General features: G+C 68.5%; 26 protein-coding genes. 21 read left to right on the top strand and 5 right to left on the bottom strand.

All coding sequences use genetic code 11. The features are described from left to right. The first annotated feature begins 88 nt into the window (after positions 1-88). Complete coding sequence (locus ASD79_RS16040; protein ID WP_056723388.1) at positions 89-1060, top strand: quinone oxidoreductase; 972 nt, start codon at positions 89-91, stop codon at positions 1058-1060. A gap of 128 nt (positions 1061-1188) precedes the next feature. On the opposite strand, the gene ASD79_RS16045 is transcribed toward ASD79_RS16040, so the two are convergent. Then, positions 1189-2121 carry a Gfo/Idh/MocA family protein gene (locus ASD79_RS16045; protein ID WP_056723390.1) on the bottom strand — a complete coding sequence of 311 codons (933 nt, stop codon included), beginning with the start codon at positions 2119-2121 and terminating at the stop codon, positions 1189-1191. A gap of 105 nt (positions 2122-2226) precedes the next feature. Between ASD79_RS16045 and ASD79_RS16050 the strand changes: the two genes are divergently transcribed. From ASD79_RS16050 to ASD79_RS16070, 5 genes are all read left to right on the top strand, one after another. Beyond that, entirely contained in the window at positions 2227-3252 is a 1026-nt protein-coding gene (locus tag ASD79_RS16050) for an NADP-dependent oxidoreductase (RefSeq protein ID WP_056723392.1), read from the top strand. A 186-nt stretch (positions 3253-3438) separates the two neighbouring features. Beyond that, the gene (locus tag ASD79_RS16055; protein ID WP_056723394.1) at positions 3439-5493 is read left to right on the top strand and encodes a multicopper oxidase family protein; all 2055 of its coding nucleotides are present in this window, start codon (positions 3439-3441) and stop codon (positions 5491-5493) included. A gap of 79 nt (positions 5494-5572) precedes the next feature. Continuing rightward, on the top strand, positions 5573-7264 hold the full coding sequence (locus tag ASD79_RS16060) for a tyrosinase family protein (RefSeq protein WP_056723396.1): 1692 nt from the start codon (positions 5573-5575) through the stop codon (positions 7262-7264). Between the two features lie 20 nt (positions 7265-7284). Beyond that, complete coding sequence (locus ASD79_RS16065; RefSeq protein WP_056723398.1) at positions 7285-7698, top strand: hypothetical protein; 414 nt, start codon at positions 7285-7287, stop codon at positions 7696-7698. Beyond that, positions 7695-8453 (top strand): DJ-1/PfpI family protein, encoded by a 759-nt coding sequence (locus ASD79_RS16070; protein WP_056723399.1) that lies wholly within the window; start codon positions 7695-7697, stop codon positions 8451-8453. The genes ASD79_RS16065 and ASD79_RS16070 overlap by 4 nt, the downstream gene beginning before the upstream one ends. A 106-nt stretch (positions 8454-8559) precedes the next feature. Here ASD79_RS16070 and ASD79_RS16075 read toward each other — a convergent pair whose 3' ends face one another. Beyond that, positions 8560-8874 carry a copper-binding protein gene (locus tag ASD79_RS16075; protein ID WP_235524484.1) on the bottom strand — a complete coding sequence of 105 codons (315 nt, stop codon included), beginning with the start codon at positions 8872-8874 and terminating at the stop codon, positions 8560-8562. A gap of 319 nt (positions 8875-9193) precedes the next feature. Between ASD79_RS16075 and mdoH the strand changes: the two genes are divergently transcribed. Both mdoH and ASD79_RS16085 read left to right on the top strand, forming a co-directional pair. After that, the gene (mdoH, locus tag ASD79_RS16080) at positions 9194-11197 is read left to right on the top strand and encodes a glucans biosynthesis glucosyltransferase MdoH (protein WP_056723404.1); all 2004 of its coding nucleotides are present in this window, start codon (positions 9194-9196) and stop codon (positions 11195-11197) included. A 112-nt stretch (positions 11198-11309) separates the two neighbouring features. Beyond that, positions 11310-12227: a hypothetical protein gene (locus ASD79_RS16085; RefSeq protein WP_056723406.1), complete on the top strand. Its 918-nt coding sequence runs from the start codon at positions 11310-11312 to the stop codon at positions 12225-12227. A gap of 51 nt (positions 12228-12278) precedes the next feature. Here the strand turns inward: ASD79_RS16085 and ASD79_RS16090 are convergent, their stop codons facing one another. The 3 genes from ASD79_RS16090 to ASD79_RS16100 form a co-directional block, all read right to left on the bottom strand. Next, positions 12279-13205, bottom strand: a complete 927-nt coding sequence (locus ASD79_RS16090) for a DUF3592 domain-containing protein (RefSeq protein WP_368664870.1) — start codon at positions 13203-13205, stop codon at positions 12279-12281. Positions 13206-13258: 53 nt separating this feature from the next. After that, a complete protein-coding gene (locus ASD79_RS16095) occupies positions 13259-14635 on the bottom strand; it encodes an MATE family efflux transporter (RefSeq protein ID WP_056723411.1) in 1377 nt (458 codons plus the stop codon). A 1163-nt stretch (positions 14636-15798) separates the two neighbouring features. After that, entirely contained in the window at positions 15799-16284 is a 486-nt protein-coding gene (locus ASD79_RS16100) for a hypothetical protein (protein WP_056724062.1), read from the bottom strand. A gap of 145 nt (positions 16285-16429) precedes the next feature. On the opposite strand from ASD79_RS16100, the gene ASD79_RS16105 reads away from it, so the two are divergent. The 13 genes from ASD79_RS16105 (at position 16430) to ASD79_RS16155 (ending at position 26727) form a co-directional block, all read left to right on the top strand. Next, positions 16430-16786 (top strand): DUF6152 family protein, encoded by a 357-nt coding sequence (locus ASD79_RS16105; RefSeq protein ID WP_200952316.1) that lies wholly within the window; start codon positions 16430-16432, stop codon positions 16784-16786. Beyond that, positions 16787-17260, top strand: coding sequence for a hypothetical protein (locus ASD79_RS16110; protein WP_056723413.1), 474 nt, complete (start codon positions 16787-16789; stop codon positions 17258-17260). A 26-nt stretch (positions 17261-17286) separates the two neighbouring features. After that, on the top strand, positions 17287-17676 hold the full coding sequence (locus ASD79_RS16115) for a VOC family protein (RefSeq protein WP_007675159.1): 390 nt from the start codon (positions 17287-17289) through the stop codon (positions 17674-17676). A 32-nt stretch (positions 17677-17708) separates the two neighbouring features. Then, positions 17709-18245 (top strand): NADPH-dependent FMN reductase, encoded by a 537-nt coding sequence (locus ASD79_RS16120; RefSeq protein WP_056723414.1) that lies wholly within the window; start codon positions 17709-17711, stop codon positions 18243-18245. Between the two features lie 434 nt (positions 18246-18679). After that, the gene (locus tag ASD79_RS16125; RefSeq protein ID WP_056723417.1) at positions 18680-19882 is read left to right on the top strand and encodes a pyridoxal phosphate-dependent aminotransferase; all 1203 of its coding nucleotides are present in this window, start codon (positions 18680-18682) and stop codon (positions 19880-19882) included. Positions 19883-20079: 197 nt separating this feature from the next. After that, the gene (locus ASD79_RS24710) at positions 20080-20241 is read left to right on the top strand and encodes a hypothetical protein (RefSeq protein WP_200952317.1); all 162 of its coding nucleotides are present in this window, start codon (positions 20080-20082) and stop codon (positions 20239-20241) included. 24 nt (positions 20242-20265) lie between these two features. Then, positions 20266-20526, top strand: coding sequence for a hypothetical protein (locus ASD79_RS16130; protein ID WP_056723420.1), 261 nt, complete (start codon positions 20266-20268; stop codon positions 20524-20526). Between the two features lie 74 nt (positions 20527-20600). After that, entirely contained in the window at positions 20601-20774 is a 174-nt protein-coding gene (locus tag ASD79_RS23995; protein ID WP_156400544.1) for a hypothetical protein, read from the top strand. 100 nt (positions 20775-20874) lie between these two features. Beyond that, positions 20875-21960 carry a sensor histidine kinase gene (locus ASD79_RS16135; RefSeq protein WP_235524485.1) on the top strand — a complete coding sequence of 362 codons (1086 nt, stop codon included), beginning with the start codon at positions 20875-20877 and terminating at the stop codon, positions 21958-21960. Between the two features lie 79 nt (positions 21961-22039). Continuing rightward, positions 22040-22621, top strand: a complete 582-nt coding sequence (locus ASD79_RS16140) for a carboxymuconolactone decarboxylase family protein (protein WP_056723422.1) — start codon at positions 22040-22042, stop codon at positions 22619-22621. A gap of 2 nt (positions 22622-22623) precedes the next feature. Beyond that, positions 22624-23427 carry an SDR family NAD(P)-dependent oxidoreductase gene (locus ASD79_RS16145; protein WP_056723423.1) on the top strand — a complete coding sequence of 268 codons (804 nt, stop codon included), beginning with the start codon at positions 22624-22626 and terminating at the stop codon, positions 23425-23427. Positions 23428-23525: 98 nt separating this feature from the next. Next, a complete protein-coding gene (locus tag ASD79_RS16150; protein ID WP_162252374.1) occupies positions 23526-24452 on the top strand; it encodes a DUF4019 domain-containing protein in 927 nt (308 codons plus the stop codon). A 142-nt stretch (positions 24453-24594) separates the two neighbouring features. After that, positions 24595-26727 carry a TonB-dependent siderophore receptor gene (locus tag ASD79_RS16155; RefSeq protein WP_056723427.1) on the top strand — a complete coding sequence of 711 codons (2133 nt, stop codon included), beginning with the start codon at positions 24595-24597 and terminating at the stop codon, positions 26725-26727. Positions 26728-26729: the final 2 nt, after the last annotated feature.

Genomic DNA, 26729 nt, shown 5'->3' on the forward strand with positions numbered 1-26729 from the left:
ATTTTCGCACAAATGGAGTGCGATCTCACGGAATTTTCGGAGACTGGACGACATGCGAACCTTGGAGCTCAAGAAGGAGAATTAATCCATGGTCCGCACCATCGAACTCGTCGGCACGGGCGGCGTCGAACAGCTTCAGCCAGCGCGCCGTCCGCTCCCCGCCCCCGGCGAGGGCGAACTGCGGGTCCGTCATGACGTGGCCGGGGTCAACTTCATCGACGTCTATTACCGGACCGGCCTCTACCCCCTGTCGCTGCCGACCGTGCTCGGCGTCGAAGGCGCCGGCGTGGTCGAGGCGGTGGGCGACGGCGTCCAGGGCTTCGCGCCCGGCGACCGCGTCGCCTATGCCGGCGCGCCGATGGGCGGCTACGCCGAGGCCCGCAACCTGCCGGCGTCGCGCGCCATCAAGCTGCCGGACGGCGTCGACACGCGGGTCGCGGCGGGCGCCATGCTGCGCGGCCTCACCGTCCAGATGCTGCTGCGCGGCCCGCGCCCGGCGACGCCTGGCTCGACCATCCTGGTCCACGCCGCCGCCGGCGGTCTGGGCCAGCTTCTGACCCGCTGGGCCAGGCGGATGGACCTCACGGTGATCGGCACGGTCAGTTCGGAGGCCAAGGCTGAAGTCGCCCGGGCGGCGGGCGCGGCCGAGGTGATCGTCGGCCGCGACGCCGACTTCGTGGCCCAGACCCTGGCCCTGACCGATGGCCGGGGCGTTGATGTCGCCTATGACGGCCTGGGTGGCGATTACCTGCGCCGAACCTTCGACGCCGTCGCGCCGTTCGGCATGGTGGTCAATGTCGGCCAGGCGGCCGGCCCGGTCCCGCCGGTCGTGGTCGCCGACCTGAGCAAGCGGGCCCTGGCCCTGTGGCGGCCCAGCGTCATGGCCTATGTCACGGACGTTCCCCGCTACCGCGCGGCGGCGGCCGACCTGCTGGGCGCGATCGAGCGCGGCGACCTCACCGTCGAGATCGGCGGCGAGTACGCGCTGGAGGACGTGGGGAAGGCCCACGCCGACCTGGAGGCCGGACGGACGACGGGAAGCTTGTTGCTGCTTCCTTGATTGAGGCCAGCGCAGAGAACCCCCTCAATCGCTCCGCGACTGCTCTCCCAGAGGGGGAGCATCTAGCGCCGCGTAGATCCTCCCCCTTGGGCGAGGTGGCCCGAAGGGCCGGAGGGGGCGACCCCGCCCTAGCCGCAGGCCTGCTCTACCGCCAGCCCCAGGTCCAGCGCCCGCGCCGCCTCCTCGCCCGTCACCACCGGACGGGGCGCCTGCCCGCGCACCGCCGCCAGGAACCCGGCCACGCTCTGGCCCAGAGGATCCTTGCCGGCCGGGGTCTCGGTGAAATCCTCGATCAGCGGGAACGGGGTGGTGTTGCGGAAGGTGCGGGCGAGGAAGTCGATCTCGACCTCGCCTGAGGGATAGACGACCTTCATGGTCCGCTCGCGGGCTTCGGCGACGCGCGAGCTGTCGAACACGGCAGTGAAGCCGTTGTCGAAGGTGGCCTCGGCCTTGACCCAATCTAGCGAAGGATTGGCGAGCGAGGTCGAGCGGGTGATCGCCCCCTCGCCTTCCACCGTCACCGGCTCGGCGTCGCAGATCGCCAGGGCCAGGTCGATGTCGTGGATCATCAGGTCCAGCACCACCGAGACGTCGAGGTTGCGGTCCGACGGCGTGCCACGCCGCACGGCTTCCAGGCGCAGCGGCTGCTCAGGGATGTCCAGCAGGCCCATGGCCTGGAACACCACGCGCTCCTGGTGACCGCAGGCCAGGGGCAGCTTGCGCTTGGCGGCCTCGGCGACCAGGGCGTCGGCGTCTTCCGGCGTCACGGCCAGGGGCTTTTCCGAATAGACCGGCTTGCCGGCCTTCAGCGCCGCCAGCACGGCCGGGGCGTGGTGCACGGCGGGGGTGGCGACGGTGACCACGTCGACGGCGGCCAGGAAACCCGGGAGGTCGTCGAAAGCTTCCGCTCCCAGCGGCTCGGCCAGCGCCCTGGCCCGTGCGAGGTCGATGTCGAACACCGCCACCAGGGTCACGTCGGGAAGGTCCACGTACTTCTTGGCGTGATAGCCGCCGAACACGCCGGCGCCGACGACGCCCGCCTTGAGAGGAGCTTGGGTCATGGGGCGGTGTCTAACCGGTTCGCCGGGATGCGGGAAGCGCTTGGAAGCGGAGGCGAGAGCGGGTTAAACAGTCGTTTAACGAAAAAGCCCCAGGGAGCGACGACCATGACCGCCTCGCGTGAAATCCGTCTGAAGAGCCGCCCGGTGGGCGTTCCGGCCACCACCGACTTCGAGTTGGCCACCGTCGAGGTCCGCCCGCCCGGCGACGGCGAGATCCAGGTTCGGAACCTGTGGATGTCGGTCGACCCCTACATGCGCGGCCGGATGACCGATCGCAAAAGCTATGTGCCGCCGTTCGAGCTGGGCAAGGTGCTGCAGGGCGGCGCGATCGGCGAGGTCGTCGGCTCCAACGATCCGGACTTCAAGCCCGGCGACATCGTCAGCACCATGTTCGGCTGGCGCGAGCTGTTCAACGTCTCGCCCAAGGCCCTGGCGGCGGCGGGCATGGGCGCGGTCACCAAGATCGACACCCATGGCCTGCCGCCCCAGACCTTCCTGGGCGTGGCCGGCATGCCGGGCCTGACCGCCTATGCCGGCCTGCTGCGGATCGCCGCCCTCAAGGACGGCGACGTGGTGTTCGTCTCGGCCGCCGCCGGGGCCGTGGGCCAGGTCGTCTGCCAGATCGCCAAGAACAAGGGCCACACGGTGATCGGCTCGGCCGGCGGACCGGAAAAGGTCGCCTTCCTCAAGAGTATCGGCGTCGATCACGTCATCGACTACAAGGCCACCCCTGACGTGGTCGCCGAGCTTGAGCGCGTCGCGCCCAAGGGCATCGACGTCTATTTCGAGAACGTCGGCGGCGTGCATCTGGAAGCCGCCATCAACTCGGCCCGCCCGTTCGCCCGCTTCGCCCTGTGCGGGATGATCTCGCAGTACAACGAGACCGGAAAGCCGGTCGGCCCGGCCAACATCATCCAGGCGGTCGGCAAGAGCCTGCGGCTGGAGGGCTTCATCGTCTCCAACCACTACGACCTGGCGCCGCAGTTCATCAAGGACATGGCCGGCTGGATCGGCGCCGGCCAGATGAAGTGGAACGAGACGATCGAGGAAGGCGTCGACCGCGCGCCCGAAGCCTTCATCAAGCTCTTCAAGGGCGAGAACCTGGGCAAGATGCTGGTCAAGCTGACCTAAGCGCTCGGGACTGAAACGGGGGACGCACGCTCGCGGCAAGGCCTATGCGGACTTGGCCGAAACCTTGGAGTGAGCGTGTGTCCTCTCGCCTGCTCCGAGCACCTCCAATAATTTATTGTAGACGCCATTGAACGCTCAGGTAGCATACCTTCACTACGCTCGAATGGGGCGTGCGAGGGGGCGATCATGGGCAGATTTGCGACGCGGGCCGCGATCCGCGCGGGATGGCGGCTGGGGGCGGCGGTCGCCGCGCTAGGCTTCGGCCTGGGCGTCGCCCAGGCGCAGGACCGGGTGGTCAGCAACCCCCGCCTGCTCGGCGTCGAATCGCCCGAGAACGCCGGCCAACCCAAGGCGGTCCCCAACCTGATCGCGGCGGCGACCACCGCCAAGTCGGCCGACCGGCCGTTCGACCTCAACGTCGTCTATACCGATGGCCGGCTCTACAACCCCGCCACCCTGAGCTACGACAAGGTCCGGCTGCGCAGCTACAACGGCACTGACGTCAAGCCGGACGCGCCCTATGTGGCCCCGACCATCCAGGCGTGGCCAGGCGACACCGTGCGGGTCAATCTCGACAACCAGCTGCCGGCCGACCCCAGCTGCGTGACCAGCGGGCCGGTCAACAGCCCGCACTGCTTCAACGGCACGAACCTGCACTCGCACGGCCTGTGGGTCAGCCCGACGGGCAACAGCGACAACGTGCTGCTGTCGATCAATCCGGGGGTGCAGTTCGAGTACGAATACAACATCCCGCGCACCCATCCGGCCGGGACCTTCTGGTACCACACCCACCGTCACGGCTCGACCGCGCTGCAGGTGTCCAGCGGCATGGCCGGGGCGCTGATCATCCGCGGCGAACGGCTTCCGACCCCGACGGCCAACGGCGACCTCGACACCCTGCTCTTCAAGAGCGGCCGGTCGATGCCCGACGAGGTGCTGGTGTTCCAGCAGATCCAGTACGCCTGCCTGGACGCGGCCGGCAACATCAAGGTCAAGACCGTCATGGGCCCGGACGGCAAGCCCAAGGTCGTCGCCTGGATCTGCGACAAGGGCGACACCGGGGTCATCGAGACCTATGAAGACAAGAACGGCAACGGCTTCGGGCCCGGCAGCTGGGGCCAGTCGGGACGCTACACCAGCATCAATGGCGAGGTCCTGGCCACGCTGAAGGCCAAGGCCGGCGAACTGGCCCGCTGGCGACTGATCCATGCCGGGGTGCGCGACACCCTCTCGGTGCAGTTCGTGCCGATGACCGACGCCGGGGTGAAGGCCATGGAAAGCCTGGCCGCCGTCGACGGCGACGCCTTCCGGTCCGCCAACTGCGTCGGCGCGCCCGTGCCGGTCCACGTGGTGGCCAGCGACGGCCTGACCATGGCCCAGGCCCAGCGAGCGACCACGGTCACCCTGCAGCCCGGCTACCGCAACGACCTGCTGGTGGTGTTCCCCAAGGCCGGCAACTACTGCATGCTCGACGCCGCCACGCCCAAGTCCGCCACGGTCAACGGCGACGACGTCGGTACGCGGCTGCTGGGCAAGGTGGTGGTGGCCAAGGGCCAGGACATCGCCAACATCCCTGCCTTCGTCACCGCCGAACTGGTCGAAGCCGCCCGGGCCCAGATGCCGGCCGCCGTGCGCGTCCAGGTGATCGGCGACCTGCGCGACGGCCTGAAGCTGACCCGCTTCGTCCCGCACCAGACCGTCACCGACGCCGAGGTGGCCGGCAAGCCCCGGCAGGAAGTGACGTTCAACATCGACGTCAAGGCCACGCCGACAGCATTCGAGGTCGGCTCGCAGGACTATGCGCCCCGCCCCTACAAGCCCGACCGCATCGATCGCACCCTGGTGCTGGGCCAGGCCCAGGAATGGGTGCTGAAGTCCGACTTCGTCAGCCACCCGTTCCACATCCACGTCAATCCGTTCGAGGTGGTCGCCATCCTCGATCCGGACGGCAAGGACGTCAGCGCCCCCGGGGCCGTGGACAGCTATGACGGGACGGTCGACCCGCAGTATCCGGGCCTGAAGGGGGTCTGGAAGGACACCCTGTGGGTCAAGAGCGTGCAGAAGGTCAAGAACGGCCCCTACATGTCCTACACCCTGATCACCCGTACCCGGTACGAGCGCTACATCGGCGAGTACGTGCTGCACTGCCACATCCTCGACCACGAGGACCAGGGCATGATGCAGAACGTCGAGATCGTCCTGCCCAACGGGGCCGGCGGCGTCGCCCACGGCCACCACTGACCTCGAGGCCGGCCGGGCCCAGGGTCCCGCCGGCCTCTCCATCTCGACCCCAAGATCGACGGCAAGAGGGAAACCGGGCATGACCCAGAGCGTCTTCGAAACGGGCGGCGTGCAACGCCGGACCCTGCTGGCCGGGGCCGTCGCCGCGGCGAGCGTCGCGGCTCTGGGCGGCGGCCGGGCGATGGCGGCGACCCAGGCCCGCTACCGTCGCCACAACGTCGCCAGCCCCGAGGGGGCCAAGATGCTGGAGAGCTACAAGACGGCGATCACCGCCATGCTGGCCCTGCCGCCGGCCGACCCGCGCAACTGGTATCGCCACGCCCTGACCCACACCATGGACTGCCCGCACGGCAACTGGTGGTTCGTGGTCTGGCACCGGGGCTATGTCGGCTGGTTCGAGCAGGTCTGCCGCGACCTCAGCGGCAATCCCGATTTCGCCTTCCCCTACTGGGACTGGACCGCCAATCCGCAGGTGCCGGCGGCGATGTTCGACGGGGTGCTCAATCCCAACGACCCAGCCTATATCGCCAGCCTGGATCGGTTCAACGCCGAGTTCGGCCCGGTGCTCGACACGTTCTGGAACGGCCTGACGCCGGCCCAGAACGGCCAACTTCTGATCCGGGGCCTGCGCTTCCCCGCCGACCTGCTGTTCGATATCGGACCCAAGGGCGGGCCGATGTTCTTCCCGCGGGGCAGCGCGCGCGGCTCGACCCAGGCCAAGCCGGGCTTCGACGACATCACCAACAACGCCGTCTCGCCGTGGATGCTGGACAACGCCCTGGCCCCGCGCGACTTCATCGGTTTCGCCAGCCCCAAGACCTTCTATCACGGCAGCATCACCGGCTTCGGGGTGCTGGAAGGCCAGCCGCACAACAAGGTGCACAACTGCACCGGCGGCATCTGGACCGACCCGAACGGGCAGACGACCTATGGCGACGGCTTCATGCAGTCCAACCTGTCGCCGGTCGATCCGCTGTTCTTCCTGCACCATTCCAACATCGACCGGCTGTGGGACGTGTGGACGCGCAAGCAGCAGGGCTATGGCTATCCCACCCTGCCCGACAACAATCCCAGCGCGCTCGACCCCAAGGGCGACCTGGGCCGCTGGCAAGCCGAACCGTTCGTGTTCTTCTCCGACGCCAAGGGCCAGGTGCTGCCGCCGCAGAAGCAATTGGCCGGTTATTACGCGACGATCGGCGAGTTCGACTACGACTACCAGCCCGGCTCGGGCGAACAGGTCGTGCCGCCGGCCGCGCCCACCACCAAGAAGCTGAAGGCCGTGGCGGCGGCCCCGCCGCAACGGTTCGCCGGCACGCTGAAGGTCGCGGGCAAGACCAGCCTGGGGGCCGCCGACGTCGCCGTGCCCACCGTCCTGCTGACCCAGGCCGCCCAGCCGAACGGGCCCCGGCTGTTCGCCACCATCACCGTCGAACTGTCGCCGTTCGAGCACGGCCAGGACCTGGCGGTGCTGATCAACACGCCCGAGGGCCAGGCCTTCGACGCCAAGTCGCCAGGCTTCGTCACCACCCTGTCGATGTTCGGCAACCACGTCGTGCAGCGCCCGGTGACCTTCATGGTGCCGCTGTCGAAACCGCTGGCGGCGCTGAATGGCCAGAAGCTGCTGCGGGCCAATCAGCCGCTGAGCATCAGGGTCGCCAGGCTGGGCTCCGGCGGACCCAGGCCGGCGATGCTGCACAGCCATGGTCTCGCCGCCTCCGGGGCCACCACCTCCACCGCCCAGGTGGTCAGCATCGTCATCGAGTCGCACTGAGCCCAGCAGAGGAGCCCGCCATGATCGCCGGCCTGTGGACCTATCGCAGCTACCTCAACGATCCCGCCCTGGTCGACGGCGATCCCGCCAAGGCGCTGGCCCTGATCTTCGGCGAAGGCGTCTTCAGCTTCGAGACGCCGACGCCGGAGACCCTGACCGGCACGCTCGACATGGGCGGCGGCTACGTGCTGGACCTCGAGGGCGAGATCGCGACCTCGGCCGACGAGCCTGTCGTCCTGGTCATCAACGGCTATGGCCGCGACGGCACACCGACCGCCGGCTGGGAATATGACTACCATTGCTGGCCCGGCTACGCCTGGCCGGACGGCGTCGACCAGGTCCTGTCCCTGGTCGGCACGGTGGTGCGGGCCAAGCCGCACAACGGCGAGCCGGCCGGCGTGGTCGCCTCGTTCATCGCCGTGAGCCAGTCGTGACCGCCGCCGCCAAGCCGCCGCCCGTCTTCACCGTGGGCATCGTCCTCTATCCGGGCTTCGACATCCTGGACGTGGCCGGCCCGCATGAGGTGTTCGGGTTCTTCGACGGCGCGGTGATCGGCCGGACCGTCAAGGTGGCGACGGTGGCCCAGACCAAGGCGGCGCTGCCGACCTCGGGCGTGCTGCGGGTGCTGCCGGAATATGACTTCGGTGACTGCCCGCCGATCGACCTGCTGTTCGTGCCCGGCGGCGGCGACGGCCTGGACAAGGCGATCGGCGACCAGGCCCTGCTGGCCTTCCTGCGCAAGGCCGCCAAGCACGCCCGTTACGTGGCCGGAGTCTGCACTGGCGGCTTGCTGCTGGGCGCGGCCGGGTTGCTGGACGGCTACCAGGCCACCACCCACTGGGGCTTCATCGACTGCCTGAAGCTGTTTCCCAAGGTCAAGGTCGTCAACGGCTGCCCGCGCTGGGTGCGCGACCGCAACCGCATCACCGGCGGCGGCATCTCGTCGTCGATCGACGAGTCGCTGTTCCTGCTGGACACCCTGGTCTCCGACCTGGCGCCGGGCAAGGACAAGGCAGCCCTGGCCGAACTGACCACCCGGCAGGTCCAGCTCTCGATCCAGTACAATCCCCAGCCGCCCTTCTCGGGCGGTGACCCCTGCTCGGTGGACTACGCGGTGTTCGAACCGGTGAACGCCGGCATGGCCGGGTTCCGCGAGATCGTTTCCAAGGCGATCCTGGCGCGGCCCTGAACTCAGGGACCAGCGTGCCCTGGGTCCCGGGTCTTCGGCCCGCCGCGCGGTCCTGCGCCCGGGATGACAACCACCAGAGAGGGTGGGTTCCGGTTGAATCCAGGATCTACCGCCCCTTCAATTCCGTCAGCTCATACCCCGCGCCGGCCTTGCGGAACTTGAACGCCACGCGGGTCCCGGCCGTCAGCGGCGCCTCGGCCAGCACGTCGCCATAGCCCTGGAACGCGGTGCGGCCGGCGACCAGTCCAGCGCCGCTCGCGCCCTCGTGATCGAGCGTTACCAGTTGGCCTTCCAGCGCCGCGATCACGCCCGTCGAGTCGTATTCCGGACCCGCTGGAACCGGCGTTTGAGCCGTTTCAGCGGGCTTCGGCGGCGTCTTCGCCGACTGGCCAGGACCGCAGGCCGCGAGAACGCCGATCACGGCGATTGAAAAAATAATCTTTATTTTCATGGACTTGAATGACTTTCAGGCCTGACGGGTCGTTCCGGATACGGCGCTTCTATAAGGTTTTTCGCCGCAAGTGCGAAAAGAGCGGCGATTGTGGTAGCGAATTCGTGATCGAAGTTTTACATTCACGACACCGACGGCTCTCCACGTCGGTTGCCGAAGACACGCAGAACCAGCAGCAGAACGCGCCCGATCCTAGCGGAAACGGCACGTCCCGTAAGCCGGTCTTGCGCGCGCTCGGTCCCCCGCGGAGAGGCCCGGCCCGGCGCCGGACAGCCCGAGACGATGGACCATGAGCGAACGCGGCGCCTTCTTCGACCTGACCTCCTCGCGGAGCGTCGCCTATGAAACGGTGATCTCCGTCAGCGACCGGGTCGAGATTCCGACCGACGCGCCCCTGGCCATGCCGGTCCAACCCCTGGCCTTCTGGCAGGGCGGCGCCCGTCCATCCAACACCGCCGCCAACACCGACATGACCCTGCGCCGCTGGGGCGTGTTCGTCGCCACCGCGATCATGGCGTTCGCCGGCTGGAAGGCCACGTTCGACACCATCGCCCTGGGCGGCGTCACGCGCCTGGAAGCCGTCTGCATCGTGCTGCTGGCCCCGCTGTTCCTGGCCCTGGCCCTGTGGTTTTGCACCGCCGTGGTCGGCTTCGTGGTGCTGCTGGGCAAGCCCAAGGATCCGCTCGGCATCGACGAAACCCTGCCGATGCCCCGGCCCAAGGCCCGCACCGCCATCCTGATGCCCGTGCACAACGAGGACGCCGCCGAGGTGTTCGCCCGCCTGCGCGCCATGGACGCCTCGCTGGCCGAGACCGGCAACAGCCGCGCCTTCGACATCTTCATCCTCAGCGACACTCGCGACGCCGCCGTGGCCCTGGCAGAACAGGCCTGCTTCGCCCGCTTCCGCCGCGAGGCCAGCAGCCACGTCTTCTATCGCAAGCGCACCCAGAACACGGGCCGCAAGGCCGGCAACATCGCCGACTGGGTGGCCCGCTGGGGCGGCGACTACGAGCACATGCTGGTGCTGGACGCCGACAGCCTGATGACCGGCGAGGCCATGGTCCGCCTGGCCGACGCCATGGAGCGTCATCCGCGCATCGGCCTGATCCAGACCATGCCGATGATCATCAACGGCCAGACGGTCTTCGCCCGCACCCTGCAATTCGCCACGCGCCTGTACGGTCGCGTCGCCTGGACCGGCCTGGCCTGGTGGTCGGGCTCGGAAAGCAGCTTCTGGGGCCACAACGCCATCGTCCGCACCAAGGCCTTCGCCGAGACCTGCGGCCTTCCCAGCCTGAACGGCCCCAAGCCGTTCGGCGGCGAGGTGATGAGCCACGACGCCCTGGAAAGCGCCCTGCTGCGCCGTGGCGGCTGGGGCGTGCACCTGGCTCCCTATCTGGGTGGCTCCTACGAGGAAAGCCCCTCCAACCTGCTGGATTTCGCCACCCGTGACCGTCGCTGGTGCCGGGGCAACGTGCAGCACGTGCCGCTGATCGGCCTGCCCGGCCTGCACTGGATGAGCCGTCTGCACCTAGTGATCGGCGTGCTCAGCTACGTGCTGTCGCCGCTGTGGTTCGTGGCCCTGTCGTCGGGGATCATCTCGCGCATGCTGATGCCCGAGTTGAAGAAGGCCGCCTTCACCATGGCCGACCTGCAGGCCGCGGCCCACGCCCTGATCGACTGGCGCGAGATCCAAGCCACCGCCTGGGCGATGATCATCACCTTCGTGCTGCTGTTCGGCCCCAAGATCCTGGGCTCGATCCTGGTGTTCTCGCGCAAGCACGAGATCAAGGGCTTCGGCGGCCGTCGCCGGATCCTGGCCGGCCTGGGCGTCGAGATGCTGCTCTCGGCGCTGGTCGCCCCGATGCTGATGTTCACCCAGACCCGCGCCCTGGTCGAGATCCTGGCCGGCAAGGTCGGCGGCTGGGCCACCCAGCGCCGCGACGCCGACAAGGTCACCAGCCAGGAGGCCTTCAAGGCCATGGGCTGGATCAGCATCACCGGCCTGACCCTGGCGGTGATGTTCTGGTTCACGCCGGACCTGCTGACCGCTACCCTGCCGATCCTGGCCGGCCTGGTCCTGGCCGTGCCGCTGACCATGCTGGGGGCCCACAAGATCGCCGGCCTGAAGCTGAAGGCCAACGGCCTGTTCATGACTCCGGAAGAGCGCCGCCCGCCGGCCATCGTCCGCGCGGCCCTGGGCCCGGCCTGCGAGCCGCCGGCCGCCTGGTTCCCCGGCCAGCGCCACACGGCCATGGTCGCCGAACCGGCGACGGAACGGAACGCGGCCTAAGCGCCTTATGGGGCCTGACGCCTTTATGCGCAGGCCTCTACATAAGGATATGGCCGCCTCGGCTCGACCGGAGTAGAAGCGCGCTTCGTTCAATCCTAACGGAGCGTCCGCCGTGTCGCGCCTCTTCAGCGCCTATGTGATCGTCGACTGGAGCGCGGCCACCAAGCCGACGACGGGGGCGGATTCCGTGTGGATCGGCGTGGTCAAGCGCGACGTGCGCTTTCGCCTGACCTATGAAAGCTTCAACCCGCCGACCCGCCAGGAAGCCGAGACCAAGCTGGCGGCGATCCTCGACGACCTGAAGAAGCGCAACGAACGGGCCCTGGTCGGTTTCGACTTCCCACTGGGCTTCCCGCGCGGCGTCACCGCCGCCCTGTCGCTGAAGGGCGAGCATCCCTGGCGCGCGGTCTGGGACCAGTTGGCCAAGATGGTCAAGGACAAGGCCGACAACACCAACAACCGCTTCGGCGTCGGCTCGGAGCTGAACCGCCGGCTGACCGGCGGCCCGTTCCCGTTCTGGGGCTGCCCGCCCAAGGACACCTTGACGACCCTGCAGCCCAAGAAGACCCGCGAGCACGGCCCAGGCGACCTGCCGGAGTTCCGCCACGCAGACCTGGCGGCCCATCCTTCAAAAGGGGGGGGAGCGGCCTCGATCTGGAAGCTCTACTATAACGGCTCGGTCGGCGGTCAGGCGATCGTCGGCATTCCGGCCGCGCGCCGGTTGAGGGACGCGCGCGGCGAGGCCGCCCGCGTCTGGCCGTTCGAGACCAGCTTCAAGGCCCTGGCCGAGGCCGACCTCGAGGGCGTCCAGGTGGTGATCGCCGAGGTCTATCCCTCGCTGATCAAGGCGACGCCGGCCGCCGGCGAGGTCAAGGACGCCGCCCAGGTGCGGGCCCTGGCCGAGCACTTCGCCAAGCTGGACGAGGCGGGCAAGTTGGCCGCGCTGTTCGGGCCGTCCAAGGACGCGCCGGCCGACGTGGTGCGGGACGCTGAGACCGAAGAGGGCTGGATTTTGGGGGCGGGCGTCTAGGCCGCTCCGCTGGCGGGGACAGGCACATGTGCCTGTCCCCAACCGTGCCCCCTACCGGTCCTCCGCGGCCAAGGCTTCTTCCACCACGGTCGCCGCGCCGAACGCGACCGGGATCGAGGTCTCGTCGCCCGGGTTGGCCGGGTCGAACCAGACGACCACGGGATCGCCGACCCGTGGCAACTGGACCGCGTCGAAATTGTCGGTCTTGGTCACCCAGCGGTCGACGCCCTGGTGGTCGGTGAACTTGACGACGACGCGGAGCCTCGGCTGATTCATGATTTCGACCCCGGTGTCGTGCAGTTCGGTGATCAGGCCGCGCGTCTTGATCCCCGTCTCGATCACGGCCTTGGCCCGCGCCCTGCGGCGGCTCTCGGCCCTGGCCTGGTTGCGGCCGATCCAAGCCAGGCCGGCGCCGATCAGGACCAGCAGCGCCGGAGCCCAGTAGCGCGACGTCCAGGCGATCCAGGCGCCGGCGTCCCACGGCCCCGTCCGCTCGCCGGGCGGCGTCGCGTCCGTGAAGCCTTCGGACGACCCGACCCAGAAATCGCCGCCCACAGACGAGGCGCCGCCGTTGGCGACGGCCGCGAAGACACCGGGCTCGGGCGCGGCGACCCAGAACAGGCTCGCGCCCAGCCAGAACCCCACCGCGCAGCCGATCAGGGTGACGGCCGCCGGAAGCGAGAACCCGGCGCCGAGCCCGAAACGCGAGGTCATGGCGGCCGCGAACCCGAGATCCAGGACAAAGCCGACGATCGAACCGACGAACACCGCCCAGAACAGGCCGGGCACGACGTTGGCGGGATACAGATCCGGCGTCAGATAGAGCAGGCCCATCGGATAGCGGATGGTGTCGGCCAGCCCCAGGCCGAACAACGCCCAGGCCGCGAAGACCAGGAACAGTCCCAGCCCCGCGCCGCCGCCCGGCTCTTGCCGGCTCTCCTCGAGCGCCTTGCGTCGCCGTTCGACGGCCGGATCCACCGTGCTCAAATCAACGCCCTCCCGATACAACCTGAGGAAACGGCGCCGCTCGGCTATCGTTCCTTCAGATCCAGCATCCGGTAGCGCCCCAGCAGCAGGCCGGCGGCCAGGAAACTGGTGATGATCACCGACCAGACGATGCCCTGCACGCCCAGCTTCATCGGCAGGGCCAGCCACCAGGCCAGGGGTCCCATGATCAGGGCGTAGCTGATCATGTGGGTCGTGGTCGGAATCCACACCTCGCCCCGGGCCCGCAGGGCCTGGGCGCAGACCACCTGCACGGCGTCGGGGACCAGGAACAGGCAGCTGAGCGCCAGGGCCGGCGCGATCAGGGTCAAGGCGGCCGGGTCGCTGGTGTAGGCCTCGGCCACCAGATGGCGCAGCGGCAGCAGCAGCACCGAGACCAGCAATGCAAAGACGGCGGTGACGCCGAAGGCGATCCAGCCGGCCCGGCTCATGCCCTTGGTGTCGCGCGCGCCATAGGCTCGGCCGACCTGCACCGCCGTGGCGGTCGACAGGCCCAGCGGGACCATGAAGATCACCGCCACCACGTTCAGCACCACCGCCCAGGCGGCCACCGAATAGCCGCCCAGCCAGCCGGCCACCAGGCTCATGCCGGCGAAGGCCCCGGCCTCGAACAGGTTCGAGCCGCCCGCCCCATAACCGACCCGGCGCTGCTCGCGCTCGGCGGCCAGGTCGGACGCCGGCTTGTCGAAGACGCCCATGGTCCTGGCGTCCTTCAGGCGCACGATGACCACCGCCAGCATCACGGCGAAGGCGGCGCGGGCCACGAAGGTCGACCAGGCCGCGCCCACCGCCCCCAGGGCCGGCAGGCCGAAGGTCCCCGGCACCAGCAGCAGGTTGACCGCCAAGTTGATCAGGTTGGCGATCCACATGGCCACGGTCACCAGGCCCGGCCGGCCCAGGCCCTCCAACCAGAAGCTCAGGGTCACGCTCAGGGCGAACATCGGCAGCGACAGCGAAAAGACGATCAGCGGCGCGGTCGCCCCATTGGCCAGGGCCTTGTCCAGGCCGGCGTGATGCATCAGCGGCGGTCCGGCGACCGCCAGCAGGGCCGCGCCGGCCACGCCCAGCCACAGGGCATAGGACAGGCCGCGCCGCAGCACCGCCCCGGTCTCGTGCGGCTTGCCCGCCCCCACGGCGCGCGAGGCCATGACCTGCACCCCGACCAGCAGGCCGACCGTCATGGTCACGAACACCGAGGTCGGGGCCCAGGCCATGGCGTGGAAGCCCAGCTGCGTCGCCGAATAGTGGCCGACCACGATGGCGTCGGTCAGGCCCATGACCATGATGCCCAGGCGCGACAACACCACCGGCCCCGCCAGGCGGAGCAGTTCGACGAGATCGGAGACGATGACGCCGTGCGGCTTCCCGGAGGGGGAAGCCGGCGCGGCCGCGGAACGCGGCATGGACAGGGCCTTTTCAAAGAAGGCCGGGAAAGTGACCGATGCACAAGCTTTGGGCAACCCCCGGTTACAGCGCTCTTGGGCATGGTGGGCTCCTTTTGGGTTGAATGGCTCACGCCCTTGCCCCCTACGGATCGCTTCGCGATCGTCTTCCCCCATAGGGGGAAGAGTTCCGTGCCGCCGACTCCGCCCCCTCGCCGCTGACAGACCGCGAAGCGGTCAGGTGGGGGCAAGCGGGTGTGATCCCACGCGGAAACCCGCTGAGAATGTGAGGAGGCGCGGAGCGGCCGGGCCAGGCCCGGAGACCGTGAGTATTGTGTTTGCGTTTCGGCGTGGACCGACCGCTCCGCGAAACCGTTNCACGCGGAAACCCGCTGAGAATGTGAGGAGGCGCGGAGCGGCCGGGCCAGGCCCGGAGACCGTGAGTATTGTGTTTGCGTTTCGGCGTGGACCGACCGCTCCGCGAAACCGTTATTCTCGAGGGACGGCGACTGAGGGCTTGTTTCATCCCGGTCGACGTTCCCCCTCGGACGGGCAGGATCAAAGTCGCCCGGAAGGGGCCGTCGGCGACTCCGACAGATCCTGGAACAGGCCGGTTTGTCATCCCGGTCGACGTTCCCCCTCGGACGGGCAGGATCAAAGTCGCCCGGAAGGGGCCGTCGGCGACTCCGACAGATCCTGGAACAGGCCGGTTTGAACCTCCCGACCCCGTCGACCCGCCTGTCCCGCCATCGTCCGCGCCGGACCTTGGAGCCTTCTGAGCCCCGCCGCCCGCCGTGATCCGATCGCCAGGCCAGGCGGCCCCGCTCGGTTCCATCTCCATCGCCGCTTCGGGTCGGTACCAAGCGCCCTCCTCCGCGATGGAGACAGCGATCAGTATGGGCGTGGTTGTGAGTACGCCAGCGATCGTGACGCTGATTATTTTGTACGGCGTTGAGATTGCTGAACTTCGTTCCAGCCGCGACGGGGATAGACAGGGCGCCGGCCAGCAGGTCGTCGACGGAGGCGTCGCCAAGGNTCCGCGACGGAGACAGCGATCAGTATGGGCGTGGTTGTGAGTACGCCAGCGATCGTGACGCTGATTATTTTGTACGGCGTTGAGATTGCTGAACTTCGTTCCAGCCGCGACGGGGATAGACGCCCGCCTGTCCCCGCCCCCCTTCCCCTCAGTGCGGCCAGGCTTCGGCCAACACCTTGGCCACGCCGTTCTTCCAGCTGACCTCCAGGGCCGGCGTCTTGGGTTGGCCCGCCGCGAACAGTTCGTAGATCACCAAGCCGTTGTTCTGGGTGCTTTCGATGACCCGGACCGGCGCGACGGCGTGGGCGGCCTTGGTCGCCGCGTCGCGCACGGCCTGCGGGGCCGAAACCCAGGCGATGTCGCGCTGGGTCTCGACGATCTCCCAGCGACCGTCCTTTTCCAGCAGATCGAACTCGATCTCGGCCCCGTCCGGCAGCACGCCCTCGACATCGAAATAGCGGCGGTTCTCGCGCGCCTTCAGCTCGGCCTCCTTGATGACCAGGCCCGGCGCGGCAGCCTTGACGACGGCGATCACCGCCGGCGGCAGGTCGGCGGCCGCGACGGTGGTGATCTTGGTTTCGGGCGCGCCGGCGAGGGCGGCGGAGGCGACCAGCGCCAAGGCGGGGGCAAGCATCAGGCGCGTGAACATGACGAACTCTCCGGACGGCCAATTTGCAAAGACACCGGTATCATGGCGTCCCTCCTGCCAGGAACCGTTGAAAACCGCCGATCGTTCCCGTCAAATCCCCACGGGCGGGTCACTGGCGATGGAGAGCCTCATGATGTCCCACAAACACTTGATCGCGGCGGCGGCGGCCATTTTGCTCGTTCCCGGAGCGGCCCTCGCCCACCACGGCTGGAGCAGCTACGACGCCGGAAAGACGCTCAAGATCACCGCGCCGCTGACGTCGATCGCCTGGCGCAATCCGCATGGCGAGGCCAAGGTCAACTACAACGGCAAGACCTGGGCCGTGGTGCTGGCGCCGGTCGCCCGCATGGAGGCGCGGGGCCTGACCGAGGCGATGATCGGCGGCGGCAAGCCGGTGACGATCGAGGGCTATCCGCGCAAGGACGGCGTTCCCGAGATGCGCATCGAGCGGATCACCGTCGACGGCAAGACGGTCGAGCTGCGCTAGGTGGAGGCCCTGGCCGTCGCGCTGGAAGCCTCGCCCCTGGGTGCGTGGGCGCGCGGTTCGGACCTGGCCTACCCGGTCGCCAACCTGGTCCACCTGCTAGGCCTGGTGCTGCTGGTCGGCGGCATCGGCCTGCTGGACCTGCGGTTGACCGGTCTGTTCAGGAGCCTGCCCGTCGCGACCCTGTCGCGCGTGCTGACCCCGCTGGCGATCGCCGGCCTGGTCCTGCTCGGCCTGGGCGGGGCGGTGATGTTCAGCGCGGACGCGACCGCCCTGTTCGCCTCGACGGTGTTCCGCTGGAAGGTGGCGCTGATCGCGCTGGCCCTGGCCAACGCCGCGGCGTTCCGCTGGCTCCGGCGACGGCGGATGGCGCGCTGGGATGTCGACCCGCCGCCGGCCGGGCGCGTCATGGCCGCCGGTTCGCTGGGACTCTGGCTGATCGTCGCGGGCCTGGGCCGATGGATCGCCTACAGCTAGGCTCGACGCTTTCCCAGTGAGTCCCCATGGCCCGCCACCTCGCCCTCCTGTCGCTGCTCGTCGAAGACTATGACCAGGCCCTGGCCTTCTATGTCGGCAAGCTGGGCTTCAGCCTGGTCGAGGACAGCGACCTGGGCGGCGGCAAGCGCTGGGTCGTCGTCTCGCCCGGCCCCGGCGGCTCGCGGTTCCTGTTGGCCCAGGCGGCCGACGATCGCCAGGCGGCGCGGGTCGGCGACCAGGGCGGCGGCCGGGTCTGGCTGTTCCTGCACACCGACGACTTCGCCGGCGACCACGCCCGGATGACCGCCGCCGGCGTGCGGTTCCTCGAAGAGCCGCGCCACGAGGCCTATGGCAGCGTGGCGGTGTTCGAGGACCTCTACGGCAACCGCTGGGACCTGCTACAGCCCAAGACCTGACCTTGCTTGCCCTACCGCGATCGGAGTCTTCGATGAAACTGCTCGGCGTTTCCGGCAGCCTGCGGGCCGCCTCGTTCAACACCGCCCTGCTGCACGCGGCCCAGGAGGTGGCGCCGGACGGGGTGACGATCGAGATCTTCCGCCTGCACGACCTGCCGCTGTTCAACCAGGACGTCGAGGACCAGGGCGATCCCGCGCCGGTCACGGCCTGGAAGGACGCCGTGCGCGGCGCCGACGCCCTGCTGCTGGCCTGCCCGGAATATAACGGCGGGGTGACCGGCGTGCTGAAGAACGCCATCGACTGGGCCTCGCGCGGCGCGCCCTCGGCGCTACAGGGCAAGACCGCCTGCATCATCGGCGCCTCGCCGGGCGTGACCGGCACGGTGCGGGCCCAGGACGCCCTGCGTCAGTCGCTGCGCAAGGTCTCGGCGCAATACTGGCCGCTGAGCGAGATGCTGGTGGGCCAGGCTCACACCAAGATCGAGGCCGGGGTGGTCACGGACGAGAAGACCCGGGCCTATCTGGCCCGACACCTGGCCACGTTCGTGGAGCACATGCGGGGCGGTTGACACAAGGTCGGGCCGTGATCTGAAGTCCTATTCCGGCCCAGCCGCCAACTTCCTATTCGACCCTGAGCGGACGTTCGAACGGTCAGCTTTCGAAATCCGAAACCCTCTCGTCCCTCCCCCCTGCGGGGAGGGTGGCCCGCGTAGCGCGTCGGGTGGGGGTCCGGTGCAGGGCCGTTCGTTGCGGCGGTGAAGCCCCACCCACCAGCTTCGCTGGTCCCCCCTCCCCATAAAGGGGAGGGAAAGGCGATCCGTCCGTTGTTATCGGCGCTCGCGTATCTCCCTTTCGCTTCAAGGCAGGAATGACGGACGTCGGCGACGGCGAATGGCAAGATTGCTCCCCTCCCGCGTTGCACCACGACAAGCGCGGGCGTAAGACCGCCGCAATCCTGAAACCGGTCTTTCGAGTCCACGTCCTCCCAGGGGAGTCCTGAACCATGTCGCTCGAGTCCGCCGCCCTGCGGCGCATCGCCCCGTCCGCCACCATCGCCATCAGCGCCAAGGCGCGCGCCCTGAAAGCGGCCGGCCGGGACGTGATCGCCCTTTCCGCCGGCGAACCGGACTTCGACACCCCCGACAACATCAAGGAAGCCGGCATCGCGGCGATCCGGGCCGGCAAGACCAAGTACACCGACCCCGACGGCATGCCCGAGCTGAAGGCGGCGATCTGCGCCAAGTTCAAGCGCGAGAACGGCCTGGACTACAAGCCCAGTCAAGTCCACGTCGCCCCGGGCGGCAAGCCGGTGATCTTCAACGCCCTGGTCGCCACCCTGAACCCGGGCGACGAGGTGGTCATCCCCGCCCCGTACTGGGTGTCGTATCCCGACATGACCCTGCTGGCCGGCGGCACGCCGGTGCCGGTGGAAACCACCGCCGAGAGCGGCTTCAAGCTGACCCCCGACGCCCTGGAAGCGGCGATCACGCCGAAGACCAAGTGGCTGCTGATCAACAGTCCGTCCAACCCCTCGGGCGGCGCCTATACCCGCGCCGAGCTGCAGGCCCTCGCCGACGTGCTGCTGCGCCACCCGCACGTGTGGGTGCTGACCGACGACATGTACGAGCACCTGGTGTTCGACGACTTCGAGTTCACCACCATCGCCCAGGTCGAGCCCAGGCTCTATGACCGCACCCTGACGATGAACGGCGTGTCGAAGTCCTACGCCATGACCGGCTGGCGGATCGGCTACGCGGCCGGACCGGAAGCCCTGATCAAGGCCATGGCCAAGATGATCAGCCAGACCACCTCCAACCCCTCGTCCATCTCGCAATGGGCGGCGCTGGAGGCGCTGAACGGCACGCAGGACTTCATCAAGCCGAACGCCAAGCTGTTCCAGGAGCGCCGCGACCTGGTGGTGTCGATGCTGAACCAGGCCACGGGCATCCACTGCCCGACCCCGGAAGGCGCGTTCTACGTCTATCCGTCCTGCGCCGGCCTGATCGGCAAGACCGCCCCCAGCGGCAAGGTCATCGAGACAGACGAGGACTTCGCCGGCGAACTGCTGGACGCCGAGGGCGTGGCCGTGGTGCACGGCGCGGCGTTCGGCCTGTCGCCGTTCTTCCGCATCAGCTACGCCACCAGCAACGACGTGCTGGAGGACGCGTGCGCGCGCATCCAGCGCTTCTGCGGCAACGTGAAGTAGGGACCTAGGGGGACACACACTCATCGCGAGGCGTTCCGGTCTTATGATCGGACGTTGGTGAGATGAGTGTGTGTCCCCGCCTCGTCCGCGGGGACTTGAGGGGGTTTCCCGCCCTTCATGACAGAAATCGCAACCCTTTCAGCGCGAACCGCGCTAGGGGATCGCCGTCGCGTCTCTGCGACAAAGGAGGTCGCCGCATGGCCCGTACACCGAACTATTCCTTCGAACGCCAGGAGCGCGAGCGCCTGAAGGCCCGCAAGGCCGCTGAAAAGGCCGCCGAGAAGGCCGCCGCCAAGGCCGCTGGCCAGCCCTACGACCCGGACGACGCCGACGCCAAGCCCCCGACCGACGACCAATAGACCGCGACCGCCGAAAGACCGCCCATGCCCAGCTCGACCGCCTACAATCACGAGACCGTATCGCTGGATGGCGAGCACTTTTCCGACTGCGAGTTCCGCGACTGCCGCCTGACCTACGCCGGCGGCAAGGCCCCGACCTTCGACAACTGCAAGGTCGTGGACTGCGAGTGGAAGTTCGAGGGGCCGGCCGAGCAGACCCTGGCCCATCTGAAGGCGGTGTGGAACGCGGGCGGCAAGGCCCCGGTCCAGGCGCTGATCAAGGAAATCACCGGCGGCGGCCGCTAGGCCTTTTCGGAGCCTTGTGCGCCGCGAGGGGTTAGTACCCCGAAGGCAAGGCGCGAGGTTCGAAAAGAACGGCGATGCGCAGCGCGGCGGAATGCCTGGCCAAGGCCACCGAGATGGAACGACAGGCCGGCCTGTGCGACACGCCGAGCCTGCGCACCGACCTCCTGTCGATGGCGCGGACTTGGCGCTACGTCGCCCAGCAGGCCCTGTGGCAGGACACCTTGGACGCCACCGCCCCGCCCCACTGACGAAAGCGACCCACGACAACGGTTCGGGATAGGCGTACAGCTTGACGATCGGCGCCTATCCGTTGCCGTCCGCGAACGTCATTGCGCCTAGGATCGGACGATGCCCCGCTTGATGACGCGCGCGATCCCCGGCATCGAAGACGCCCAGACGCTGGCCCAGGCGATCGTCGACACCATCCACGAACCGCTGCTGGTGCTCGACTCGGACTTGCGCGTGCTGGCCGCCAGCCGTTCGTTCTACGAGACGTTCAGGGTCGACCCCGAACAGACGATGGGTTGCCTGCTCTACGACCTGGGCGACGGCCAGTGGGACATTCCGGCCCTGCGCCTGCTGCTCGAGACGATCATCCCCGAGCGCGTGGCCATGAACGGCTTCGAGGTCAGCCACGACTTCCCGGACCTGGGCCAGCGGATCATGCTGCTCAACGCCCGCAAGGTGCTCTACGAGACCAGCTCCAATTCGACGATCCTGCTGGCCTTCACCGACATCACCGCTCGCCGGGCGATCGAGCGCGAGAAGGAAAGCCTGCTGGACCGGACCCGCGACCTGCTGAACCAGAAACAGGTGCTGCTGCAGGAAATGCAGCACCGGGTCGCCAACAGCCTGCAGATCATCGCCAGCATCCTGATGCTCAAGGCCAGGGCCGTCACCTCCGAGGAGACTCGCTTTCACCTGAAGGACGCCCACCAGCGGGTGATCTCGGTGGCCGAGGTGCAGTCGCACCTGCACGCCTCGGGCGGCGTCGACCAGATCGAGGTTGGACCCTACCTGTCGAAGCTCTGCGGCAGCCTGGCCGGCTCGATGATCGGCGAGAGCCAGCCCATCGCCCTGACCGTCGTCGCCGACCATGGCCTGATCGGTTCGGACAAGGCCGTCAGCATCGGCCTGATCGTCACCGAACTGGTGATCAATGCGGTCAAGTACGCCTTCCCGATCGCCAGGGACGACGCCGGGATCACCGTCGCCTTCGATAGCGGAGCGGACGGCTGGACCCTGGTCGTCTCGGACAATGGGGTCGGCAAGACCGAGACCGACATCGCCGCCACGCACGGTGGTCTCGGCACGGTGATCGTCGACGCCCTGGTCAAGCAGCTCGACGGCCACATGACCGTGACGACCACCGCCGGCGTGACCGTGACGATCCGGCACAAGGACGTCCCGGTTCTGGCGCCGATCGCCGCTTAAACGATCGTTTGACCCACCCCCGCCCCGCGGGCGATGCTGCGCGACGGCGCGGCGCCAGACCGCGCGTGGGAGGCCAGAGATGCGGTTGAACGAGCCCCGGGTCCGTCCGGTGAACATGGACGCCCTCACCCCGGACCAAGCCGAGGTCCTCGCGCCGCTGGGAGCCGGCGGCGTCATCCCGGCCGGGCGGGTGCTCAACATCTTCCGCACCCTGGCCCACGCCCCCAAGGCCCTGAAGGCCTTCCTGACCTGGGGCAACTACATCCTCTCCAAGAAGAACGACCTGCCGGCCAGGGAGCGCGAAATCGTCATCCTGCGCACCGGCTGGCTGTGCCGCTCGGGCTATGAGTGGACGCAGCACGTCGAGATCGGCCTGCGCTGCGGCCTGACCCCGGACGAGATCCCCAAGCTGAAGGCCGGACCGGACGCCGGCTGGAGCCCCGCCGACGCGGCCCTGGTCCGCGCCGCCGACGAACTGCACGCCGACCAGTTCGTCTCAACCCCGACCTGGACCGCCCTGCTCGCCCATTTCGGCGAGAAGCAGGCCATGGACGTGGTGTTCACCGCTGGCCAGTACACTCAGGTCTGCATGATGCTGAACAGCTTCGGCGTGCAACTGGACGACGGCCAGACGCTCGATCCCGACTTCGCGAAGGCCTGACCATGACCGGACGGCTGGCGGGCAAGCGCGCGGTGATCGTCGGGGCCGGCCAGACGCCGGGCGAGACGCTGGGCAACGGCCGAGCCATGGCCCTGCTGTTCGCCCGGCAAGGCGCGACCGTGCTGTGCGTCGACCGTGTCCTTGACCGGGCCGAGGAGACGGCGGCGATGATCGCGGCCGAGGGCGGGCGTTCATTCGCCCTGGCCGCCGACATCCGCGACGCGAGCGCCGCCCAGGCCATCGTCGACGCCGCCCAGGCCCAGCTCGGCGGGTTGGACATCCTGGTCAACAATGTCGGGATCGGCGGTCGCGGCGACGGCCCGGCCCATCACCTGACCGAGGAGGCCTTCGACCTGATCCTCGACGTCAATCTGAAGGGTCTGTGGCGGGTGACCAAGGCCGCCCTGCCCGTCCTGCGCGCCCAGGGTCACGGGGCGATCGTCAACATCTCGTCCCTGGCCGGCATGGCCGGCGGAAACCAGCTGGCCTACGAGGTCTCCAAGGCCGCCGTGAACCGCCTGACGACCAGCGTCGCCCAGGCCAACGCCGGCAAGGGCGTGCGCTGCAACGCCGTCGCGCCCGGCCTGATGGACACCCCGATGGCCGTGGCCGGCATCGCCGAGGCCAAGGGCCAGGACATCGAGACCGTCCGCGCCTCCCGCAACGCTCGCGTGCCGCTGAACGGTGTCATGGGCACGGCCTGGGACACCGCCCACGCGGCCCTGTTCCTGGCCTCCGACGAGGCGGGTTTCATCACCGGCGTGGTGCTGCCGGTGGACGGTGGGATGTCGAGCCGGGTCGGCTAGGCGCCCCTGGGCGCGTTTGCGCGTTCGACCATAAGGTGTAGCTTCGGCGGATGCCTTGCCTCGCCATTCGCCCCCACGCCGCTTTCGCCATTGCCCTGTTGGCGGCTTTCGCGGCCTTCGGCGGCGTCACGCCTGCCCGCGCTCAGACCCCGTCGCCAGACGCGCCCCACGAGATCAACGTGACCTCGGACTCAGCGCCTGGCTGGATTCCGTCCCCGGATCAGGAGCGCGCGGCGCGGGAGGCCGCGACCGCCTTCCTTGCCGCCCTCGACACCGGCAAGGCCCGCGAGGCCTATGCGCTTCTGGCCGACAAGAACCGACGCCATATGCCCTATGCGACGTTCTCCGCCGGCGTATCGCGGTTCAATGCCGAGGCCGGCGCCGTCGTCGAGCGGCGCGTCGTCAAGACCACCTGGACGAAGGATCCGTCAGACGCACCGGTTCCCGGCGTCTATGCGGCGATCGATCTGGTGAGCCATTTCGCCAGGATCGACCGCCATTGCGGCTACCTGATCCTCTATCAACCGCCCGCCGGAGGTCCGTTTCGCGTGATGCGCCAGCAGGACGCCTATGTCACGAACGCCTCGGCCGACAGCATCGAGACGCAACAATCCAAGGCTCAGCTGGACGCCGCCTGGAGGAGCGCGTCGGCCGGTTGCCCGAACTATGTCGCCGAGGGTCCACAGGCCGATGCGCCCTTGCCCGAGCAGCCCGGCGCGACCGGCTATCCCAGCGTCGCCGCCGCCCTGGTCGATCTGCGCTCACGGCCCGGCGTGGAATTCTCGACCCAGAATGGCTGGACCATCGCCACCGACAACGGCTCGCTGACCTTGTGGTCCTTCGCCCCCACCGACCATCCCGCCTATCCGTCGGCGGTGAAGCGCCAGGCGGTACAAACGGGCGGCCAAACGTCACTGCAAATGAGCGTCCTCTGCGAAGCTGACAAGACATCCTGCGACGCGCTGGTTCGCTCATTCCAGGATCTGAGCGCCCAGATGACGCGGAGCCTGCAGAAGGGCCGTTGAGCCGCTTTTCCGCACTCCCCCCGCGCTTCGTGCCTTGGGACGCGATTTATACGACTTCTCCTTCTGAGAACGACTTGCAACTAAACGCGCGCCGCCCTAAGCAGCGCGCTAAGAATAGTTCGCATTAGCACCTGAGGTCGTCGTGAAGCCCCAAGCCCTGCTGCTCGCCCTGCTGGCGACCGCCGCCCCCCTGCATGCCATGGCGGCGGACGTGACGGCCGACGACGACAAGAGCGCGGTGGATGGCGTCGTCGTCACCGCCCGGGCCCACGACACCGTCGGTTCGACGGCCAGCAAGCTGGCCACGCCCCTGGTCGAGACCCCGCAATCGGTGTCGATCATCACCGCTGACGAGATCGACAAGTTGGGCTTGCAGTCGCTGAACCAGGCCATGCGCTACGTGGCCGGTGTGACTCCCGAAACGCGTGGCGGGGCGGTCACCCGCTACGACCAGTTCAAGCTGCGCGGCTTCGAGGTGACGACCACCTTCCTCGATGGCCTGTCGAGCCAGTACCCGGGCTGGTACGCCGACGCCCAGGTCGACGCCTCGACCGTGGACCGCATCGAGATCCTCAAGGGCCCGGCGTCGGTGCTGTACGGGAACTCGCCCCCGGGCGGACTGCTGAATTTCGTGTCCAAGACGCCCAAGGAAGTCGCCAGCGGCGAGATCGAGGTGCGCGCTGGCAGTCGCGACCTGTACGAAACCTCGCTCGACACCACCGGCCCGATCGCCGGCGACAGCCGCTACACCTACCGGCTGCTGGCGCTGTATCGCGAGGGCGACGGACAGGCCCAAACCACCCGCTACGAACGCTACCTGATCGCGCCGTCCTTCACCTGGCGACCGGACGACGCCACCACCATCACCCTGCTGGGCCGCTACCAGCACGATCCCAAGTCCAACTCCTACGGCTCCGCGCCGTCGAAGGGCTCGGCCTTCGCCAACCCGCTGGGCCAGCTTTCGCCCGACTTTTACGACGGCGACCCCAACTTCGAGGCCTATAACCGCACCCAGGCCTCGATCGGTTACCTGGCCGAGCACCGGTTCAGCGACGTCTTCGCCTTCCACCAGAACCTTCGCTACACCCGCGTCGAGAGCAACTACGAGTCGGTCTATGCCAGCGGCCTGGCGGACGACAACCGCACCCTTCACCGGGGCACGGCCGCGTCGCTGGAGAGCAATGACGGCTTGGCCGTCGACAACCAGCTCAGCGCCCGCTTCGACACCGGCCCCCTGACCCACAATGTCCTGCTCGGGCTCGACTACCAGCACATGATGGCCAAGGTGCTGTTCGGCCTGGGCACGGCGCCGGACCTGGACATCTTCAACCCGGTCTACGGCCAGGCGACAATCGGCGACCCGCGCGGCCCCGCCGGCTTCTACAACGCCGACAGCCGCATCAAGCAGGAGCAGACCGGCCTCTACGCCCAGGACCAGATCAAGCTCGACCGCCTGGTCGTGCTGCTGGGCCTACGCCACGACAAGGTGACCCAGGACACCACCGCCCTGGGCGCGACGAACACCACCACCAGCGTTGATCAAAGCAAGACCACCGGTCGGGTCGGCGTCCTCTACCACTTCGACAGCGGCCTGGCGCCCTATGCCAGCTGGTCGCAGTCGTTCGAGCCCCAGGGTCAGACCGATTTCGCCGGCAACCCGTTCAAGCCGGTGACCGGCGACCAGGTCGAGGGCGGCCTGAAGTACGAGTCGCCCGACAAGCGCGTCTACGCCACCCTGGCGGCCTTCGAGATCAAGCGGAAGGACGCCCTGACCGCCGACCCGGACCACCTGAACTTCAGCGTCCAGGACGGCGAGCTGCGTTCGCGTGGCGTCGAGTTCGAAGGCCGCGCCCATCTGACTCATCGGCTGAAACTGACCGCGGCGGCCACCAAGCTCGACGTCGCGTTCACCAAAAGCAACGACGGCCTGCTCGGCAAAACCCCGGTCGGCGTCGCCGAAAAAACCGCCTCGGCCTATCTCGACTACGACTTCGGCGGCCCGCTGGACGGCCTCGCCGGCGGCGCCGGCGTGCGTTATGTCGGCCCCAGTTGGGGCGACACGGCCAACACCTTCAAGTCGCCCTCCTACACCCTGGTCGACCTGAACCTCGGCTACACGCTGGGCAAGCTGAACCCGTCGCTCCAGGGCTGGCGGGCCACGGCCAGCGCCACCAACCTGTTCGACAAGCGGTACGTGTCGTCGTGCTACTCGGTCGACTGGTGTTGGTTCGGCGAGCAGCGCACCGTGCAAGTCGGCCTCAAGCGCAGCTGGTAGGC

It is taken from the genome of Caulobacter sp. Root655, assembly GCF_001427665.1.
In the GTDB taxonomy this organism is placed as follows: Bacteria; Pseudomonadota; Alphaproteobacteria; order Caulobacterales; family Caulobacteraceae; genus Caulobacter.

Bases quoted from the DNA above. Each gene is read 5' to 3' on its own strand.
- ASD79_RS16130 (WP_056723420.1), top strand. From the start codon at position 20,266: ATGCCCAGCTCGACCGCCTACAATCACGAGACCGTATCGCTGGATGGC.
- ASD79_RS16050 (WP_056723392.1), top strand. From the start codon at position 2,227: ATGACCGCCTCGCGTGAAATCCGTCTGAAGAGCCGCCCGGTGGGCGTT.
- mdoH (WP_056723404.1), top strand. From the start codon at position 9,194: ATGAGCGAACGCGGCGCCTTCTTCGACCTGACCTCCTCGCGGAGCGTC.
- ASD79_RS16095 (WP_056723411.1), bottom strand. From the start codon at position 14,635: ATGCCGCGTTCCGCGGCCGCGCCGGCTTCCCCCTCCGGGAAGCCGCAC.
- ASD79_RS16120 (WP_056723414.1), top strand. From the start codon at position 17,709: ATGAAACTGCTCGGCGTTTCCGGCAGCCTGCGGGCCGCCTCGTTCAAC.
- ASD79_RS16145 (WP_056723423.1), top strand. From the start codon at position 22,624: ATGACCGGACGGCTGGCGGGCAAGCGCGCGGTGATCGTCGGGGCCGGC.
- ASD79_RS16100 (WP_056724062.1), bottom strand. From the start codon at position 16,284: ATGCTTGCCCCCGCCTTGGCGCTGGTCGCCTCCGCCGCCCTCGCCGGC.
- ASD79_RS16060 (WP_056723396.1), top strand. From the start codon at position 5,573: ATGACCCAGAGCGTCTTCGAAACGGGCGGCGTGCAACGCCGGACCCTG.
- ASD79_RS16140 (WP_056723422.1), top strand. From the start codon at position 22,040: ATGCGGTTGAACGAGCCCCGGGTCCGTCCGGTGAACATGGACGCCCTC.
- ASD79_RS23995 (WP_156400544.1), top strand. From the start codon at position 20,601: ATGCGCAGCGCGGCGGAATGCCTGGCCAAGGCCACCGAGATGGAACGA.
- ASD79_RS16055 (WP_056723394.1), top strand. From the start codon at position 3,439: ATGGGCAGATTTGCGACGCGGGCCGCGATCCGCGCGGGATGGCGGCTG.
- ASD79_RS16105 (WP_200952316.1), top strand. From the start codon at position 16,430: ATGATGTCCCACAAACACTTGATCGCGGCGGCGGCGGCCATTTTGCTC.
- ASD79_RS16135 (WP_235524485.1), top strand. From the start codon at position 20,875: ATGCCCCGCTTGATGACGCGCGCGATCCCCGGCATCGAAGACGCCCAG.
- ASD79_RS16125 (WP_056723417.1), top strand. From the start codon at position 18,680: ATGTCGCTCGAGTCCGCCGCCCTGCGGCGCATCGCCCCGTCCGCCACC.
- ASD79_RS16040 (WP_056723388.1), top strand. From the start codon at position 89: ATGGTCCGCACCATCGAACTCGTCGGCACGGGCGGCGTCGAACAGCTT.
- ASD79_RS24710 (WP_200952317.1), top strand. From the start codon at position 20,080: ATGGCCCGTACACCGAACTATTCCTTCGAACGCCAGGAGCGCGAGCGC.
- ASD79_RS16115 (WP_007675159.1), top strand. From the start codon at position 17,287: ATGGCCCGCCACCTCGCCCTCCTGTCGCTGCTCGTCGAAGACTATGAC.
- ASD79_RS16065 (WP_056723398.1), top strand. From the start codon at position 7,285: ATGATCGCCGGCCTGTGGACCTATCGCAGCTACCTCAACGATCCCGCC.
- ASD79_RS16045 (WP_056723390.1), bottom strand. From the start codon at position 2,121: ATGACCCAAGCTCCTCTCAAGGCGGGCGTCGTCGGCGCCGGCGTGTTC.